This window comes from Clostridium fallax, assembly GCF_900129365.1.
Classification (GTDB): domain Bacteria; phylum Bacillota; class Clostridia; order Clostridiales; family Clostridiaceae; genus Clostridium_AH; species Clostridium_AH fallax.
Genome location: NZ_FQVM01000015.1, coordinates 1 through 18,019, shown reverse-complemented (window position 1 = coordinate 18,019; position 18,019 = coordinate 1). Strand labels below are relative to the sequence as shown.

18 protein-coding genes and 1 pseudogene are annotated in these 18,019 nt (G+C 25.1%); 11 read left to right on the top strand and 8 right to left on the bottom strand.

What is annotated here, in order from left to right:
• Positions 1 to 118 precede the first annotated feature (118 nt).
• Both BUA70_RS08345 and BUA70_RS08340 read right to left on the bottom strand, forming a co-directional pair.
• Positions 119 to 1,102, bottom strand: a complete 984-nt coding sequence (locus tag BUA70_RS08345) for an ATP-binding protein (protein WP_072896256.1) — start codon at positions 1,100 to 1,102, stop codon at positions 119 to 121.
• A complete protein-coding gene (locus BUA70_RS08340) occupies positions 1,095 to 2,081 on the bottom strand; it encodes a DnaD domain protein (protein ID WP_072896254.1) in 987 nt (328 codons plus the stop codon). Before BUA70_RS08340 ends, BUA70_RS08345 begins: the two co-directional genes overlap by 8 nt.
• 211 nt (positions 2,082 to 2,292) lie before the next feature.
• Between BUA70_RS08340 and BUA70_RS08335 the strand changes: the two genes are divergently transcribed.
• The gene (locus BUA70_RS08335) at positions 2,293 to 3,492 is read left to right on the top strand and encodes a M23 family metallopeptidase (protein ID WP_072896251.1); all 1,200 of its coding nucleotides are present in this window, start codon (positions 2,293 to 2,295) and stop codon (positions 3,490 to 3,492) included.
• A 166-nt stretch (positions 3,493 to 3,658) separates the two neighbouring features.
• Here the strand turns inward: BUA70_RS08335 and BUA70_RS08330 are convergent, their stop codons facing one another.
• From BUA70_RS08330 to BUA70_RS08305, 6 genes are all read right to left on the bottom strand, one after another.
• Complete coding sequence (locus BUA70_RS08330) at positions 3,659 to 4,867, bottom strand: S8 family serine peptidase (RefSeq protein WP_072896249.1); 1,209 nt, start codon at positions 4,865 to 4,867, stop codon at positions 3,659 to 3,661.
• 174 nt (positions 4,868 to 5,041) lie between these two features.
• Positions 5,042 to 5,932: a selenium metabolism-associated LysR family transcriptional regulator gene (locus tag BUA70_RS08325; RefSeq protein WP_072896247.1), complete on the bottom strand. Its 891-nt coding sequence runs from the start codon at positions 5,930 to 5,932 to the stop codon at positions 5,042 to 5,044.
• A gap of 109 nt (positions 5,933 to 6,041) precedes the next feature.
• A complete protein-coding gene (locus tag BUA70_RS08320; RefSeq protein WP_072896244.1) occupies positions 6,042 to 6,857 on the bottom strand; it encodes an MBL fold metallo-hydrolase in 816 nt (271 codons plus the stop codon).
• A 25-nt stretch (positions 6,858 to 6,882) separates the two neighbouring features.
• Positions 6,883 to 7,314, bottom strand: coding sequence for a DMT family transporter (locus BUA70_RS08315; RefSeq protein WP_072896241.1), 432 nt, complete (start codon positions 7,312 to 7,314; stop codon positions 6,883 to 6,885).
• A gap of 66 nt (positions 7,315 to 7,380) precedes the next feature.
• A complete protein-coding gene (locus tag BUA70_RS08310) occupies positions 7,381 to 7,857 on the bottom strand; it encodes a dUTP diphosphatase (protein ID WP_072896239.1) in 477 nt (158 codons plus the stop codon).
• A gap of 172 nt (positions 7,858 to 8,029) precedes the next feature.
• Positions 8,030 to 8,578 carry a hypothetical protein gene (locus tag BUA70_RS08305; RefSeq protein WP_072896236.1) on the bottom strand — a complete coding sequence of 183 codons (549 nt, stop codon included), beginning with the start codon at positions 8,576 to 8,578 and terminating at the stop codon, positions 8,030 to 8,032.
• 138 nt (positions 8,579 to 8,716) lie between these two features.
• Between BUA70_RS08305 and BUA70_RS08300 the strand changes: the two genes are divergently transcribed.
• The 10 genes and pseudogenes from BUA70_RS08300 to BUA70_RS08255 all read left to right on the top strand — a co-directional run.
• A complete protein-coding gene (locus tag BUA70_RS08300) occupies positions 8,717 to 8,878 on the top strand; it encodes a DUF1540 domain-containing protein (RefSeq protein WP_072896234.1) in 162 nt (53 codons plus the stop codon).
• 485 nt (positions 8,879 to 9,363) lie between these two features.
• Positions 9,364 to 10,626, top strand: a complete 1,263-nt coding sequence (locus BUA70_RS08295; RefSeq protein WP_072896232.1) for a UDP-N-acetylglucosamine 1-carboxyvinyltransferase — start codon at positions 9,364 to 9,366, stop codon at positions 10,624 to 10,626.
• A gap of 17 nt (positions 10,627 to 10,643) precedes the next feature.
• Positions 10,644 to 11,435 (top strand): MBL fold metallo-hydrolase, encoded by a 792-nt coding sequence (locus tag BUA70_RS08290; RefSeq protein WP_072896230.1) that lies wholly within the window; start codon positions 10,644 to 10,646, stop codon positions 11,433 to 11,435.
• Between the two features lie 20 nt (positions 11,436 to 11,455).
• Positions 11,456 to 12,028, top strand: coding sequence for a GerMN domain-containing protein (locus BUA70_RS08285; RefSeq protein ID WP_072896227.1), 573 nt, complete (start codon positions 11,456 to 11,458; stop codon positions 12,026 to 12,028).
• Between the two features lie 160 nt (positions 12,029 to 12,188).
• Positions 12,189 to 12,692 (top strand): SEC-C metal-binding domain-containing protein, encoded by a 504-nt coding sequence (locus BUA70_RS08280; RefSeq protein WP_072896224.1) that lies wholly within the window; start codon positions 12,189 to 12,191, stop codon positions 12,690 to 12,692.
• A 181-nt stretch (positions 12,693 to 12,873) separates the two neighbouring features.
• A complete protein-coding gene (locus tag BUA70_RS08275) occupies positions 12,874 to 13,515 on the top strand; it encodes a lactate utilization protein (RefSeq protein WP_072896222.1) in 642 nt (213 codons plus the stop codon).
• A gap of 325 nt (positions 13,516 to 13,840) precedes the next feature.
• Positions 13,841 to 14,320 carry a 23S rRNA (pseudouridine(1915)-N(3))-methyltransferase RlmH gene (gene rlmH / locus BUA70_RS08270; protein ID WP_072896219.1) on the top strand — a complete coding sequence of 160 codons (480 nt, stop codon included), beginning with the start codon at positions 13,841 to 13,843 and terminating at the stop codon, positions 14,318 to 14,320.
• Positions 14,321 to 14,884: 564 nt separating this feature from the next.
• Positions 14,885 to 15,652, top strand: a complete 768-nt coding sequence (locus tag BUA70_RS08265) for an ABC transporter ATP-binding protein (protein ID WP_072896217.1) — start codon at positions 14,885 to 14,887, stop codon at positions 15,650 to 15,652.
• Positions 15,642 to 17,630 carry an FtsX-like permease family protein gene (locus tag BUA70_RS08260; protein WP_072896215.1) on the top strand — a complete coding sequence of 663 codons (1,989 nt, stop codon included), beginning with the start codon at positions 15,642 to 15,644 and terminating at the stop codon, positions 17,628 to 17,630. The genes BUA70_RS08265 and BUA70_RS08260 overlap by 11 nt, the downstream gene beginning before the upstream one ends.
• Before the next feature lie 64 nt (positions 17,631 to 17,694).
• Positions 17,695 to 17,874 (top strand): annotated as a pseudogene (locus tag BUA70_RS08255) (response regulator); the annotation flags it as partial.
• Positions 17,875 to 18,019: the final 145 nt, after the last annotated feature.

The following is an 18,019-nucleotide window of genomic DNA, read 5'->3' as shown; positions in this document are numbered from 1 at the left end:
ATTAAATTTATAATTATGTGGATATTTTTATATAGTTATTTGTGGATAAAAAATAATTCTAAAGCTGTGTATAACTTTAGAATTGAAGCTAGCTTTTATATAAGATAAATTAAATTTATTATTTTAATTTAGATAAGTTTTTCTTAACTCTTATATCTTCAGCATAAAATTTATAAAGAGTAAAATTACCTAGAAGTCTTGATGTAATTCTTTCAGAATAAGTTTTTGATAATGATGGTAAAGTTAAATTTGTTGAAATTAACATTTTTTTATTTTTTAAAATCTTTTTGTTCAGTAAGGTAAATAATTCAGTTATTGAAAACTCTGTTATTTGTTCAGCTCCTAAGTCATCTATTATTAATAAATCACAATTTACTAATAAGTCTTCTAAAAATTCATTTCCTTGAAAACGAATTTCTTTTAAATTTCTTATAAGCTCATCAGAAGTTCTATAAACAACTAAAAAACCATTATCTAAAAGGGCCTTAGCTATACAATGAGATAAGAAGGTTTTGCCAGTTCCTGAATTTCCATAAAAAAGTAGGTTGTTGTTATGATTTTTAAAATTAGGAATATAGTCATTTACTATTTTATCTAATATAGTCTCCATATTTCTCCTTGGAGAAAATTTTTCATCCCCTATTTTATGAGAAGTATAGTAGTTTATATCAAAGGTTTTAAAGTTATTTGCTCTAACAGCATCTTCTAGATCAGAGTTTTTATAATAAAGTTGTACTAATTTTTGTCTATAACAAGAACATTGCCTTACACCTATATAGCCTGTATCTTTACATTTTTTACATCTATAATGAAGATTAAGATAATCAGGAGTATATCCCTTAGAAACAAGCATTTCACATTTTTTCATTCTTAAATCAGTAATGGCCTCTTGAAGTTTATAAAATTCTTCTTCTCTATTAGAAGATTTTTTTAAGGCGTTTAATGAAAGTTTAATGCATAGATTACCAATTTTATTATCTACTGCTATAATTTCAGGATACAATTTTTTTATCTCTTCTTTTCTATTTTTAAAAGCATTTTCTTCTTCATTACGTATTTTTTCGTAAATATTCATAAGTTCTTCTTGATAACCTTTAATCATTGTCATCCCATCCTAACAATTTCTTTTCTAAAGAATCATAATCATAAACTCTTTGTTCATAATCATTGAATCTAAGAGTATTTTTATTTTCTTTAGTCTTTCTTTTTACTGATGTTTCTTTATGCATTGAATCTTTTTTAGCTACATCTTCTATAGTTTGTATATTATCTTTATACCATTTATTTAAAATACCATCTATGTATTTAAAATCTGCTCTATTTAATCTTTCAAAGCATATTTCACATGCTTTAAAAATCATTTCTATAGAAAAATTATATTTATACAGCCATTTTTCTAGAAGTTCTTGTTGAGGCTTCATTACTTCACCATTTTTTATTCCCATATAAGTTAAAATTTTTCTGATTTTTATCCACTTATCTTCATTTTTTGTTATATAAGATTGGGCAGATTCTAGGGTTTTTATACCAGCATCATACCAATTTAAAGCTACTTTTTCAATATATCTAATATCAGATTTACCTTTTGATACACAATATTCTATAAGTAAAAGTATCATTTCAGAAGGAAATCCGTAATCATTTTGCCAACTTAGATAAGTTGTCATTTCCTTAGGGGATAATGGTCTGCCTGTTAAAATCTCAATATCTTTTAACATATCTTTTCTATCATTTTTATTTAATTCTTCTAAAAGGTTGACAGAATTATTATTGACAACATCTTCAGTTTTTAAATCCATAAATTGAATATTAAAGTTTCCCATCTTATCTATAGGAATAAGTTTAATGATTCCTTCATCGTTCCAATAATTAAGAGCATTCATAACATCAGATTCTAATAAATTGAGATTTGAAGCAATAACAGAGGAACTAACACCTAGCTCTCCAGAAACACTGTACTTTAGCATTAATAGATAAACTTTAACAAATTCACCTCTTGCTTTAATCATATATTTTTCAATAAATATATTATTAACTGGTGTAAATTCAATTGTAGAGCTTTTTAGCATAAAAGTACTCATAAGGAATAAGTCCTCCATTTCAAAGTTTATTTAAGTATTTATAATTAACATTAATAATTACAATTATACTGTAAAACTTATTATATCAGAGCAAGTCATTTCTCTCAATGTTACTAAATTATATATGAAATTGAATAAAAAAATATATTAATGGGAAGATTAATAAAGAATTTTATTTTTTTAAGAAATTTTCACTTTAAAGGAGAATATTATGGAGAGTAAAAATTTCCAATATATTAAAGTACTTAAAGGATTTTTTCTTACCTTTATTCCATTAATTATATTTTTAATATTAATTAAAGAGCCTGCTTTCTATGAGGTTTATTGTAATGAAATAACTATTGGTTATACTGATAGCAAATATAAAATAGAAAAAATATATTCTAATATACTTAAAGAATTATCTAATAACTTTAATTCAATAAAAGAAGGAGAAAATAGGTTTACATATAAAAAGGTAAATAAATCAAATACTTTAATATTATCTGATGAAATATTAAAAGAAAATATATTAGAAAAAATAGATGTTAAAGTAGAGGGATATAAACTTACAGCAAATGATATTGATTTAGGGTATATATCTAAAGAAGATGAAGGAAAAACAATATTAGAAAATCTAGGTTATAAATATATGGAGATGAATAAATTAGAAGAGGAAAATATAAAAAGTATAGATGTGAAAGCTAATTTTAATTATGAAAGTGAATATGTTTATCTTTCGGAAATATCAAATATCAATGATATTGTAGAAAAAATTATAGAACTAAACAAAAAAACTCCTGTAACTTTTGTAGAGATTTCAGCATTAAAAAAAGAAAGAAGAGATATAGAGTCTCCAGTATCTTATATAAATTCAAAGGATATGTTTTTAGGAGAGAGCAAAAGAGTAGATGGACAAAAGGGAATAAAAGATGTAGAAGAAAAAGTTTTATATGTTAATGATAAAGTAAAAAGCATAGAAATTTTAGAAGAAAATATACTAGTAGATGCTACAGAAAGCATAATATATAAAGGAATAAAAAATCCTATTGAAGAAAATCTAAAGTTTTTAAAAATTCCATCTAGAGGATATATAAGTTCGAATTATGGATCAAGATGGAATGGAGAAAAACATCATGGGATAGATATAGCAGCTAATTCAGGGACTGATATAATAGCCAGCTTAGATGGAAAGGTTATAGATACATCTTATCATAGTATATATGGCAAAAAGGTTATTTTAGACCATGGAAATAAAATTCAAACATTATATGGTCATTGTAGTGAAATACTGGTTAAAAAAGGTGATAAGGTAAAAAAAGGTGACGTTATAGCTAAAGTAGGAAATACGGGAAGAAGTACAGGGCCTCATGTTCACTTTGAACTTAGGGTAAATGGAAAAGCTATAAATCCTAATAATTATATAGAATAAAAAATAGTATAAGGTGTATAAAGACTACAAAACCCTATAGTTATAAAAAATCAAACCTATGAAGTTAGATCTTAAATCTAATTTCATAGGTTTGATTGTAAAATATAACTTAAAAATAATTTATATAATATTTATTGTATAAGATTCAATTCTAAAAATTAATGAATTACTTTAAAATTTTAGAAAATAGAGTATTTGTATTAACTAATCCTTCCCCTTGATTATACTTTAACCAGTCCTTTAATTCGCAAGACATTTTTAATAGGGAAACTACATCTTTAAAATTTAAATTATTATTGAATTCATATAATAATGCACAAAGTCCACTTATATATGCACAACTACAAGAAGTTCCACTATAACTTATATAATTTTCTTCTAATTTTGAAGGATATAACTTTCGTCCATTTCTTTCTGATATAAAAAATTTATCTGAATTTAGAGAGCATATATTAACAGAAGCTGCTAATAAGTCAGGTTTTTTTATTTTTTTTATTGAAGTAGATGGAGAAAATTCAAAGTCTTTAAATGACTTAAAGCTATCTAACCCACCTACTGTTAAACAATTATCTAAAATAGCAATTCCTCTAATAGAATCTTCTTTAGAAGGATTACTTCCACTTGGTACAACAGGAGTAAGTCCTTTACCTATTGCTATATTAAAAATCTTTTTAAATAATGAATTTATAAAGGGATTATGTTCTAAAATTTCAAAAGGTAAGCATAATACTTTTATATTATTTTTTTCTGATAAGTTTATTAAAGTCTCTAAACCTAAAAGGACATCAGATACATATCCCTTACCTGTTGCATTGAAGGATTTTATAACAAATAAATTTGCTTTTTCTGCAATACCTTTAAATAAACCATCAGAGCAGTATCCACTACCACATAATATTCCTGATATAAATGTACCATGACCATTATCATCATAAGGATATTTTATATTGTTTATAACATCTAAAAAATATTTAATTTTATTATTAGGAATTAATAAATCCTGATGAGGATAGACTCCACTATCTATTAATCCTATTCCAATATTCTTACCTGATAATTTATATTTCTCGGGAAATTTAATTCCATTTGCATAAGAAACGCTAAGGCTTCCACAAAGATGAGCATAACTATCAAAACATATATATTCAACTTCTGGAAATTCTAATAATCTTTCTATAACGCGAGAAGAAGCATAAGCTGAAATAATTCTTATTGAATTAATTGTATGAATTAAAGAACCTTTTAAATTACAAATTTTCTTTGATATATTATCTTCAAATTTTTTGCATTTAATTAATACTCTATATTCTTTATAAATATTTTCATTCATTGCATCTCTTAAGTTTTTCTCTATTTTATTTTTAAAAGAAAACATAAAAATCTCCTCAATAGCAATTACACTAAATATTATATGAAATAGTATTTTGTATTGTTCTAATTAAAAGATATATACTACAAACTTATACTATTTATCATATAAACATAAAAATTAATTTAAAATAATAAAAAATTGACCTATAAGTTTTTAAAACTTATAGGTCAATTAAAATTAAAATTTATATTCTTCTTTACATAAGTTAAAAAAGGCTTTAGCTATAGGTGTTAATGTTCTTTTAGAATGAATTATTAGATTTAATTCTCTATGTAGTCTTATACCTTTAATACGAGATATATTAAAGGTTTCACATCCATAATATTCACTACATAGTTTTTTAGATAAAATAGATACACCTAAGCCATTTTTAACAAATTGTATTAAGGTATCTATATTGTTAGCTTCACAAATTATATTTAATGAATTTAAAGATATATTATTTAAAATTAAAGCTTGTTCAAAAGTTTTTCTGGTAGCAGAGTTTTTATCTCTTAATATAAATTTATAACTTATAATGTCTTCTATGCTTATTTCTTCTGGAAGATGAAGATTAGGGGACGATACTACAACAAGTTCATCATCTAAAAGCTTGTAACAATTAATTTTATCATTATCAATATTTCTTCCTATAAGGCCTATTTCATAATTATAGTTTAATAAGTCATCTATTATTGCTCCGGAGCTTTGTTCTTTTAACATAAACTGAATATTTGGAAACTTATTATTAAATTTACGAATAAGATTAGTTATTATTGTATTGCATGGTGTACTACTAGCAGTTAAATATAATTTTCCTTTTACATTATCATTAAAATCACAAAGACTTGATACTGCATTATTTTTTAAATTTATTATATCAACTGCATAATTAAGAAAACATTTACCAGCGGGAGTAAGATTAACCTCTTTTGATGTTCTATCAAAAAGTTGTACATTAAGTTCTTTTTCTAAAGAAGCTATATGAGAACTTATGGTAGGTTGAGAAAGATATATGGCATTAGCCGCTTTAGAAAAACTTTTTAATTTTGCTACACTCAAAAATGCTTCCATTTGTTTAAAATCCATAAAATTCACGTCCTTATTCATTGTTAAATTTAAAACATATCTTCTATATATTATATATTATAAAGTAAAAAAATTACAGAGCTATATAGCTCTGTAATTTTTTTCTTATCTAAATAGACTGACGTTTACCTATATCTACTAACTTTATAGAAGAATCTTTTAAATCTTTTAGTCTTTTTATGGTTTCATCGAATTTCTCTAATGAAAGGCTAAAGGTTTTGTAATGAATTGGAAACATTGAAGGACAATTCATTGATTTAAACATCTTATAACTTTCTTCTGGTGTACAGTGCATTTCTGAAAATCTATCTGGTTTATAACAACCTACAGGCATTAAAGCTATATCACAATTGATATCTTTAAAGTTTTTAGTATAGGCAGTATCACCAGCAAAGAAAACTTTCTTATCTTTTACTGTAATTAAATATGAGTTAGAACGATTGTTTTTACCTATGTAAAACCTTCTTCCATCATGGTTTGCATCAAAGCAGTCTATTCTTATATTATTATCTTTAAAGCTTTCTCCACCATGCAGTAGTATTACTTCCTTAAATCCTAATAATTTCAAAGGTCTTTTATAACCATTAGGAACTATAACTGTAGCATCTTTATTTATTTTTTTTAATGATGGAAAATGAATATGGTCTGTATGACCATGAGATAATAAAACATAATCTATTTTAAAGTTAGAGGGACAAAAAGGTAATCTAACTAACCTTTTAAAGTTTCCTAAGAATGAGGCCATAACAGGATCAGTTAGTATAATTTTTCCATATAAATTAATAATAACAGTAGCATGACCTAACCAAATTAAAGAGTTTTCTTCAAGGGTATCATTAGAAGGAACTACTCTTTCTTTAAAATAATGACATGTATTTATATAAGCTAATTGTGATAAAAAAGCTATATTTTTAAAAAATTTCATGTTATCCCCCTCTAAGAATATTAGTTTATCTTCTCCATTTAAATATTATAATACCTACTATCATAATAATAACACCAGCTATTTCGTTGAAACCAAAAGGTAATTTCTTTGTATTGAAAAGACCAAAGGCATCTATTATAGCTGCACTAAGAAGTTGAGCAACTAATATTATAGAAATTGCATAGGTAGCACCTAAATTTTTTATACCACCCATTACTGTAAATGTTATTATAACACCTAATAGTCCCCCTGTTAAATATAATTTATTAGATGTTAATAATTCTTTATAATTTCCTTTACCTACAAAAAACGCTATTATTATTGTTATTATAAAGGCAGATCCTTGAACAAAGGCATTTGTTTCCCAAGTTCCTACCTTTTCCTCTAATCTTGTATTAAAGACTCCCTGTAATGTCATTGAAATACCTGATATTATAGCAGAAATTATTCCAAACATTTTATTATCACCTCTTAAGATAGTATTCCTAAAAAGTGAAAAAATATAAAAAATAGCACTAAAAATTTATAGTGCTATTTCAGTAATAGTTTTTTTAAAGAATTGTTCTTCTATGGATTGAATTGAAAACCCTAAGGTTATTCCAAGACTTATATAATCTTCTAAAAGAGTTTTGTAATGATCTAAAGATGGTGAAATGATTAAATCATTAACATCTATGTATAAGTTTAAGAATTGGTCACTTAAGCAATAATCATTAGGTTTTATTAGTAAATTACACATGCTAGAAAAATTGCTATCTAAACCCAAAGAAATTATACTGCAAAAACAGTCTATATATTTTTCTTTTATTGTAGTTATTGAAATACTATCATCTTTATTAATACAATAATTAAAACATTTAGTAGAGTTTGCCAAATCACCTATTTTTATTTGGATTTCTAGATTTTTTCTAGCTTTGATTTTATATGGGTTTAAGTTTTTGTCTAATAAAAATTGCTTGTTATATTCCTCTTGTTGATGAAAAAATTTACTAAGATTCATTTGTAAATCCCCCTATCTTCTTAGGACAATGCACTTATACTATTGTACAAAATCTTTTATTTATTGAAAAGTGGAGTAAACGAATACAAGTAAAAAATATTTTAAATTGTTTAAAAAGTTTATCTTTTTTGTATTTTAGAAAAAAATAATAACTATACTTTAGTATAGTTATTTAAAAGGATTTCAATGGATAGCTTAAAACTATAGTTTCTTTTTTATTATTTATAGATTTCCATAATTCTATTCTATCTATTTTAGCAGTATCATAAAAACTTTCTATTTTTGATTTAGAATTAGAATTTCCATTTTTATTATCTCTATTTTTCCAATCTCTTTGGTTAGAATTAACAAATGATATATAAAGATCAGAATTTTCTACATTTGATCTAACATTAAAACCATGAAGTTTAAGAGTATCATTTATCAAACGCGATAATCTCTTTATATAACCTCTATTTTCAACTTCTAAATTAATAGATTTATATGGTTCTCCAATACAGACAAAATCTTTTAATTCTACTTTAAATCTTTTATAAGGCTTTAAAATCTTGCTTAATACAGGATCTAATTTTTCTATGTTAGGATTTTCTATAATCTCTAGTGGTATATGCAACTTCGGTAAATTTCTATGAAGTTTATACTTTCTAGATAAAGTTCTTTGCATAGGTTCTATAGCCTTATATGATTCATCGTCGAATAGTGCTACTAGATAATATTTCATATTTAAACCTCTCTTAGCATTATTGATATACACAAGCTTTTTTATAAATTATAACATAACATAATGAATAATTAAAATATAACTTGGTAATGATAAATTTGAAGATAATTTAAAGTTAATTTTAAGGAGGAATTTATTATGAAACATAATGAAAGCATAGGCTGTACAGTTCATGAGTGTAAATATCACTGCAAGGAAGATAATTATTGTACACTAGATAAAATTCAAGTTGGAAAGCACTTAGATCAAGCTCATAGCAAAGAAATTACTGACTGCAATAGCTTTGAAGTTGAAGGTTAAACTGTAAATAGCCTAAAATATAAAAAATAACATCTTCACTTTTTGGTGAAGATGTTATTTTTTTATGCTTTAAAAAGTTTTTATTATAAAATATGTTTTTTTAGGGATAATATAATTATACAAAATTATATGGATAATTTATGAAATAAATAATTTTATATGTATTTTAGTTAAATATATATAAAAAATAAAATAAAGTATTTTTAAATAAAAATATATGTTTAATATAGATAATACTATTGTTATAATAATAAAGAATCTAAAATTGATTTGAAGAAAAAAGTTAATTTAAAAGTAAAGAAATAACTATATAAATAACTATTAAAACATATTAAAAAATGTCTTCAAATATGGACAGTATATGATATAATGAGAATTATGAATAAAAATAAAGTGATGAAATTTGATAACTAACAAAATTGATATAGACGGATTTGGAAATTTTTTATAGGGAATTTATAAAATTTTGAATAAGGGTGAAGTTAATGGAAAAGTTGATTATAAACGGAGGGAAGTCTTTAAAAGGCTCTGTAGAAATAAATGGAGCGAAGAATGCAGCGGTAGCTATTTTACCAGCAGCAGTACTAGCAAGTGAAGGGAAATGTGTAATAGATAACATTCCCAATATTGAAGATGTTCATTGCCTTGAAAGAATACTATCTGATTTAGGATGTAAGGTTAAGAAATTAGATGATAATACTTTAGAGATAGACGCTACTAATATAAATAGTCATGAAGCATGCACTGAAGATGTAAGAAGAATGAGAGCATCATATTATTTTATAGGTGCTTTATTATCAAGATATAAAGAAGCTAAAGTAGAATTACCAGGAGGATGTCCTATAGGGGTTAGACCTATTGACCAACATATCAAAGGTTTTGAAGCTTTAGGAGCAGAGGTTACAATAGAACATGGTACTGTTAATGTTAAGGCGGAAAGATTATTAGGAGCTAATATATTTTTTGACGTTGTAACAGTAGGTGCTACTATAAATGTTATGATAGCTGCTACATTAGCAGAAGGTACAACTGTTTTAGAAAATGTAGCTAAAGAGCCTCATGTAGTTGATGTTGCTAACTTTTTAAATTCTATGGGTGCTGATATTAAAGGTGCCGGTACAGATGTTATAAGAATCAAAGGTGTTAAAAAATTAAAAGGATGTAATTATAGTGTAATTCCTGATCAAATAGAGGCTGGAACATTTATGATTGCAGCAGCAGCAACAAGTGGAGACGTAACAATTAAGAATGTTATACCAAAGCATTTAGAATCAATAAGTGCTAAATTAATAGAAATGGGTGCTAGTGTAGAAGAGGGAGATGACTCTATAAGAGTTAAAGTTTTAAAGCCTTTAAAAGGAGTTAACATTAAAACAGCTCCATACCCAGGATTTCCAACAGATATTCAGCAACCTATGTGCTCTTTATTATGTGCTGTAGAAGGAAGAAGTCTTATAACGGAGACCATTTGGGAAAGTAGACATAAGCATGTTGATGAACTTAAAAAAATGGGCGCTTGTATAAAGGTAGAAGGACGTACAGCTATAATTGATGGAGTAGATAAGATAACAGGTGCTATTGTTAAAGCTACAGATTTAAGAGCTGGAGCGGCTATGGTAATTGCAGGATTAATAGCTAAAGGTGATACAGAAATTACAAGTATAGAGCATATAGATAGGGGATATCCAAAAATTGAAGAAAAGTTTAAAGCTCTTGGTGCTGATATAAGAAGAGTTGTAAATGACTAATTTGGGGGAAATAACTTATGATATTTTGCTCACTATATAGTGGTAGCAGTGGAAATAGTATTTTTGTAGGATCAGAGAAAACGAAAATACTTTTAGATGCAGGTTTACCAGGTAAGAAGATTGATGAGGCTTTAAAGTCGATAGATCAGAATCCTGCGGATATAGATGGTATATTTATTACCCACGAGCATTCAGATCATATTAAAGGCGTGGGGGTAATGTCTAGAAAATACAATATACCTATTTTCGCAAATAGCGCTACTTGGAGTTCTATGGAAGGTTCCATAGGAAAGATAAAAGAAGAAAACATTAAAGTTATAGATAAACGTAGCACTATAACTATAAAAGATATTGATGTAAAGTGTTTTAATATACCTCATGATGCTATATCTCCAATGGGATATACTATTCATAATAATGGTAAGCAAGTTAGTGTAGCTACAGATTTTGGAACATTTACGGAAGAAATAAAAGAGAATATTAAGGATTCAGAAGTTATACTTTTAGAGAGTAATCATGATGTTCAGATGTTAAAATTTGGACCTTATCCTTATAATTTAAAAAGAAGAATTTTAAGTGAAATAGGTCATTTATCAAATGAAGATTGTGGTAAAGCTATATTAGATATTTTAGATCTTAGAAGAAAGAAAAAAATAATATTAGGACATTTAAGTAATACTAATAATCATCCAGATTTAGCTTATGAAACAGTATTAGGTGTTTTAAGGGATAATAATATAGCTATTGGTGAAGATATATCTTTGTCTATGGCAGATAGGCATAAGCCTAGTGGATATACTGAACTATAATTTAAGGAATGGGTGGATATATGAAATATATAAAAGGCAAGTTTTTTTTAGCAATAGGATTAGTGTTTTTATTAGTTACATTTATTGGATGTGAAAAAAGAGATAATAAAGCAATAGCAAATAAAGAGCAAGCTAAAAATATAAAAGTTTTAAATGAAGGGGGAGATAATACCCTAGATTTAGACTTATATTTTGATGCCTCAACTGGTGAGAATAATCCGCAAATAGGAAAAACAGAGCTATTATTAGATAAAAAAGAGGTTTTAGGAACAGTTATTGTTAATGCTTTAATAAAAGGTCCATCAATGAAAGGTGAACTTAAACCTGTATTACCAAAGGATACTAAATTATTATCCTTTTCAGTTAAGGATAATGTTGCTATTATTAACTTAAGTAAAGAAGCTCAAACCAAATTAAGTCCAGCTAAGGAAGAGGCATGTTTAAAGAGTATTGCTGCTTCTGTATGCCAATTATCTGGAGTAGATAAAATCAATATACTTATAGAAAACCAAATGATAGAATCCTTAGGTGGAAATTATGATATAACAAAGCCTTTTAATAAGGAAGATATAAGTAAATTAAAGAAAGTATAGTAGTATTATTTATATAGATACTTTGTTAAATTAAACTTTTTATGGAATTAATTATGAAAAAATACATTAAATTTTTGTTATAAACTTAAAAAACTTGAAAAAAACAAAGGTAATTTGTATAATTTCAAGTAGAATATGTCTAGAGAAGGAGATTGTAAAGATGAGTTTATATAGTCAATGGACAGATATGGTTGTAAACTATGTAAAAACTAAGGGAGAGGCTGCATTCTGGTCAGAATATAGCGAAATTGAAAAGAAGATATACACTAACATATTAGCAAACCATACTACAGTTAAAAAAGCAACAATAAAGGAGTTATCTAAGGAGTTTGATTCAACTGAAGAATTCGTAATGGGATTTGTTGATGGAATAAATGATAGCTTAAAGAATCAATATGATTTAGAAACAATAAACGAAGATACTGAATTAGCATTTGATGTGGATTTTGAAAAATTATATTTTAATATGTTAGATGCTAAAGCTGATTATCTTTATGATTTACCACAATGGGATGCTATATTCTCAGAAGAAAAGAGAAAAGAAATTCAAAGAAATTATAGAGAATCAAAAATAGCAAGAAATGAAAATAAAGTAGGAAGAAATGATCCTTGTCCATGTGGAAGTGGAAAGAAGTACAAGAAGTGTTGCGGTAAAAATGCTTAATTGAAATTTATTTTTGCATATGGAATTTTAAAATTGTAGAGAACATAAATTAAGGAGGTTTAAAAACCTCCTTAATTATTTATGAAGTAAAAAGCTTTATATTACTAATATTTAAGGTTATATTTAAATATTAATAATATAATAAAGCTATATAATCAATATTATAAGAGGAGAGTTGTATATGGACAAGAATCTAAATTGGGTTAATGATAAGAAAATAGAAAGAACTATAAAAGCTTTAGAGAATAATAATATAAATGGATTTTATGTAAAAGATAACATAGAATTAATAGATAAGATAAAAGAATTAGTAGAAGAGGGTGCAACAGTTACTTGTGGCGGATCAGTAACTTTATTTGAGACAGGAGTTATAGATCATCTAAGAACATCAAGATATAAGTTTTTAGATAGATATAAAGAAAATTTAACTCAAGATGAAGTGAAAAAAATATATAGAGGTGCTTTTTCAGCAGATGCATATTTTACTAGCAGTAATGCTATAACTGAAGATGGTGAAATATATAATGTAGATGGAAATGGTAATAGAGTTGCTGCAATGTTATATGGTCCAGATAAAGTTATAATAATTGCAGGAATAAACAAAATAGTACCAGATTTAAATTGTGCAATAGAAAGAAACAGAAGAATTGCGGCACCGGCTAATGCAAAAAGACTTAATAAAAATACTCCATGTGCTAAGTTAGGATATTGTATGGAGTGTTCTAGTGAAGATAGAATATGTTTAGAATATACATTAATTAAAAGACAAAAAATAAAAGGCAGAATTAATGTTATATTTTTAGATAAGGAATTAGGATATTAAGAAAATAAATATAAAATCATATTTATAAAAATATTATTTTATATGAAGTGATAAAGTTTTAAATGATTAATATCAATAAAAGCTTGCATAAAGGCTATATACTAGATTTAAATAAATTTTATATTTATTTAAAAAAGGTCAAGTCTTGCAAGCTTTTTTATTATAAAAAATTAAAAGTAGTTAATACATAACAACTAAAAATCTAGACTAATATATTAGAAAATCATAAAAATAAATGTATAATATAATAGTTCAAAAGTTAATTAAATCTAGAGGAGGATAGGTGAGATAAATATAATTTTTATTTTACTCACTAAAGATAAATATGAATATAACAGTTATAACCGTAGGAAAACTTAAAGAGAAATATTTAAAACAAGCAATATATGAGTACTCTAAAAGATTAAGTAGATACTGTAAATTAGATATTATAGAACTATCAGATGAAAAAACACCGGATAATGCATCAGAAAAAGAAGAGCTACAGATAAAAGAAAAAGAAGGAAACTTAATTTTATCAAAAATAAAAGATACCATGTATGTAGTTGCTATGGATTTAAAAGGAAAGCAAATAACTTCAGAAGAATTTGCATCATTTATAGATAATTGTGGAGTTACAGGAAATTCAAACATAGCCTTTATAATAGGAGGAAGTCTTGGCCTTTCAGAGCAAGTTTTAAATAGAGCCAACTATAAATTATGTTTCTCAAAAATGACTTTTCCACATCAATTATTTAGAGTTATGCTATTAGAACAGATATATAGAGGGTTTAGAATAATTAAGGGAGAACCTTATCATAAATAAGTAAGGTTTTTAGATTTATATAAATAATATCAATGGTTAAATCTGACTTTATAGCGAACAATATTATATTTATAAAGTATGTTATATAAAAGATGCAAAATAAAATTAAAGTATTAGATATATAGTAATTTTTAGAGGTGATATGGAGATTAGTACAAGAACTATTATGATTTTTCTTGAATTTGAAAATATTCACCTTATTAATAAATAAAATTATATTAAAAAGCAATTTACTATTAATTAGTAAATTGCTTTTTTAATTAGAATATTTTATGTTAAGTAGAACTTTTACTAAATATAAAAATAAAAGATACCTTAAAATTTTATTTCTTTAATTTATTAAATTAATTTAAAGTATATTCTAAATTTTGTTAGATATAATTTTTTTATTACACTTTTTACTATCTAGATTTGAGTTTTCATTATTTAAAAATAATAATAGCTTATATTAACATAACAAAAATGTAATATTAATGAAATATAGTTACATTGAGGGTGAAAAGAGAATCCTATAAAATAAGTTTAAAAACATTAGTTAATACAGATAAAAAGGAGGATTTACAAATGAAAAATATATTAAGTGTAGAGAAAATTGAAAAGTATTATGGAAATAAGGGGAATGTAACAAAGGCTATAGATAATATCAGTTTTAAAGTTTATGAGGGAGAATTTCTTGGAATAATGGGACCTTCTGGAAGTGGTAAAACCACATTACTTAACTGTATAGCAACTATTGATAATGTTACTACCGGTAAGATAATGATAAATGATAATGATATTACTAGATTAAAATCAAAAGAGTTAGATAAGTTTAGACTAAATGAGTTAGGTTTTATATTTCAAGATTTTAACTTATTAGACACCCTTACAGCTTATGAAAATATTGCTTTAGCATTAACAATAAAAGGTGATAAAAGTTTAGAAATAGATAAAAAAATAAGATTAGTAGCAAAATATTTAGAAATTGAAGAGGTATTAGAAAAATATCCTTATGAAATGTCTGGCGGACAAAAGCAAAGAGTTGCCTCAGCAAGAGCAATAGTAACTGATCCATCTTTAGTACTTGCTGATGAACCAACAGGTGCACTAGATTCAAAATCAGCTAGACTATTACTTGAAAGATTTGAAAGTTTAAATAAAGAGTTGAATACTACAATACTTATGGTTACTCATGATTCTTTTACAGCAAGCTATGCTCATAGAATACTTTTTATTAAGGATGGAAAAATCTTTAGTGAGCTTGTAAGAGGAAATGATACTAGAAAAGAGTTCTTTAATAAAATTATAGAAGTTATATCCCTTCTTGGAGGTGACGATAACAATGTATTTTAATATAGCTTTGGCTAATATAAAAAAAAGTTATAAGGACTATACTATATATTTCTTAACACTAATATTAGCTGTTTGTATGTTTTATAGTTTTAACTCAATAGATTCACAAAGGGCTATTATTGAAATAGCATCTTCAGATTCAAAATATATATCTAGATTAATTGAGATTATGTCGGGAGTATCAGTACTTGTATCTATAATATTAGGAAGCTTAATAGTATATGCAAATGATTTTTTAATAAAAAAACGAAAAAAGGAATTAGGCATATATATGACTTTAGGTATGGGAAAAAGAAAGATATCAAGAATTTTAGTAATGGAAACATTTATAGTTGGACTTATATCTTTAGTTTCTGGTCTTATATTGGGAATTGGAGTATCACAAGGGTTATCTACTTTCACTTTAAAGTTATTTGATATTGGTGTGGATGAATATAAATTTAATATATCCATAGGGGCTATAGGTAAAACTATATTATATTTTGGAATAATGTTTTTACTTGTTATGATATTTAATGTATTTGTTATTTCTAAATATAAGATAATTGACTTACTAAAAGCAGATAGAAAAAATGAAAATATAAAATTAAAAAATCCATTTATATATTTATTGTTATTTATTTTATGTTTAATATCTTTTTGTTTTGTATATAAATCTATACTAACAATAGGTTTGGATTTAAGAAATCCTATGTTTAGAATATCAATTTTTGTTGCAATAATATGTACAATATTATTTTTTCTTAGTCTATCTGGATTCATATTATATGTAGCAAGTAAAAATAAAAAGATATATTTTAAAGGACTAAATATATTTGTATTAAAGCAGATGAGTAGTAAAGTTAATACTAACTTTTTATCTATGGCTTTAATTTGTATGATGTTATTTATCACAATAGTGGTGTTATCTATAGGAATAAGCTTTAAAAAAGATTTTGAATCAGGTTTAAAAAAAACAACTCCCTTTGATGCTAGTATAGTATTATATACAAATAATGAAAATAAAAATATAGAAGATTTACTTAATAAAATCCATTTTAAAATAAGTGAAAATGAAAGATATGCAGTTTATAATGAATATGCTACAAAAATGACACTAAATGATTTATTTAAAGCTCAAGATAAAGAATTAGATGGGTTTGGTCCAAATTTTATAAAAATATCTGACTATAATAAAATACTAAAACTTAAAGGTGAAAAAGAAATAAATTTAAATAAAAATGAGGTTTTACTCTTATCAAATTATAAGAAGTTATATAAGCAGATTGATGAAAAATTAAAAATTAGCAATACAATTAATATTAAAGGAAGAGAATACTTAGTAAAAAATTATAAAGTTCTAAAAGAAAATTTGAATACTAATACCTTTGCCAATACTTACTGTACAATAGTTATAAATGATAATTATTTATCCAATTATAAAGTTTATCAATCAGTACTTAATGTAATGTATTCTGATAATAATAGAGCAGAAAACAATAAAAAATATGAGGAAATTGATAAAGGTTCAATTAATGGTAAGTATAAAAGCTTAAATGTTGACTATATATCCGCTTATTCAAAGGATGGAGTTTATTCTAAATTTAAAGGACTTACAACTACAATGCTATTTATTGGAATATATTTAGGTATTGTATTTTTAATAACTAGTATGGCTGTATTAGCGCTCCAACAATTAACAGAAGCAAGTGATAGTATAGAAAGATATAGATCTTTAAAGAGAATTGGTGCAAATAAAAAAATGATAAATAAAACAATATTCATTCAAATATTTATATATTTTAGTCTTCCAATTATTCTTGCATTAATTCACTCTGTAATTGGAATTATAGTAGTTAATGATTATATAAATACCTTTAATCCAATAGATATTAAATTTTCGGTTGTAATAACAACTTTAATATTTATCGTGATTTATATAGGATATTTTTATACAACTTATTTAGGATATAAAAACATAGTAAAAAATAATATTTAGATTTATAGTAATTGTTAAGGTTTTTAAAGCTTCATTGAATTATATTTTAGACTGGAGGAAGGTAATGAAGAAAATTATCGTTATTGAAGATGATGAAGTTATAAGAGAAGAATTACAAGAGTTTCTAAAAAGGTATGGGTATGAAGTGAAAGCTCCTATAGATTTTAATAATATAATAGAATATATTGAAAATGAAAATGGAAATCTTATATTATTAGATATAAATCTTCCTGTTTTTGATGGTGGTCTTATGTCAATATTTTGGACACAAAAAGTCAAACTTTTTCATGCTGTACTTCTAGCTAATAATTCACATTGATCTGGAGTCATGTAATTAATAGAAGAGTGTATCCTTTTTCTGTTATACCAACCTTCAATATATTTAAATA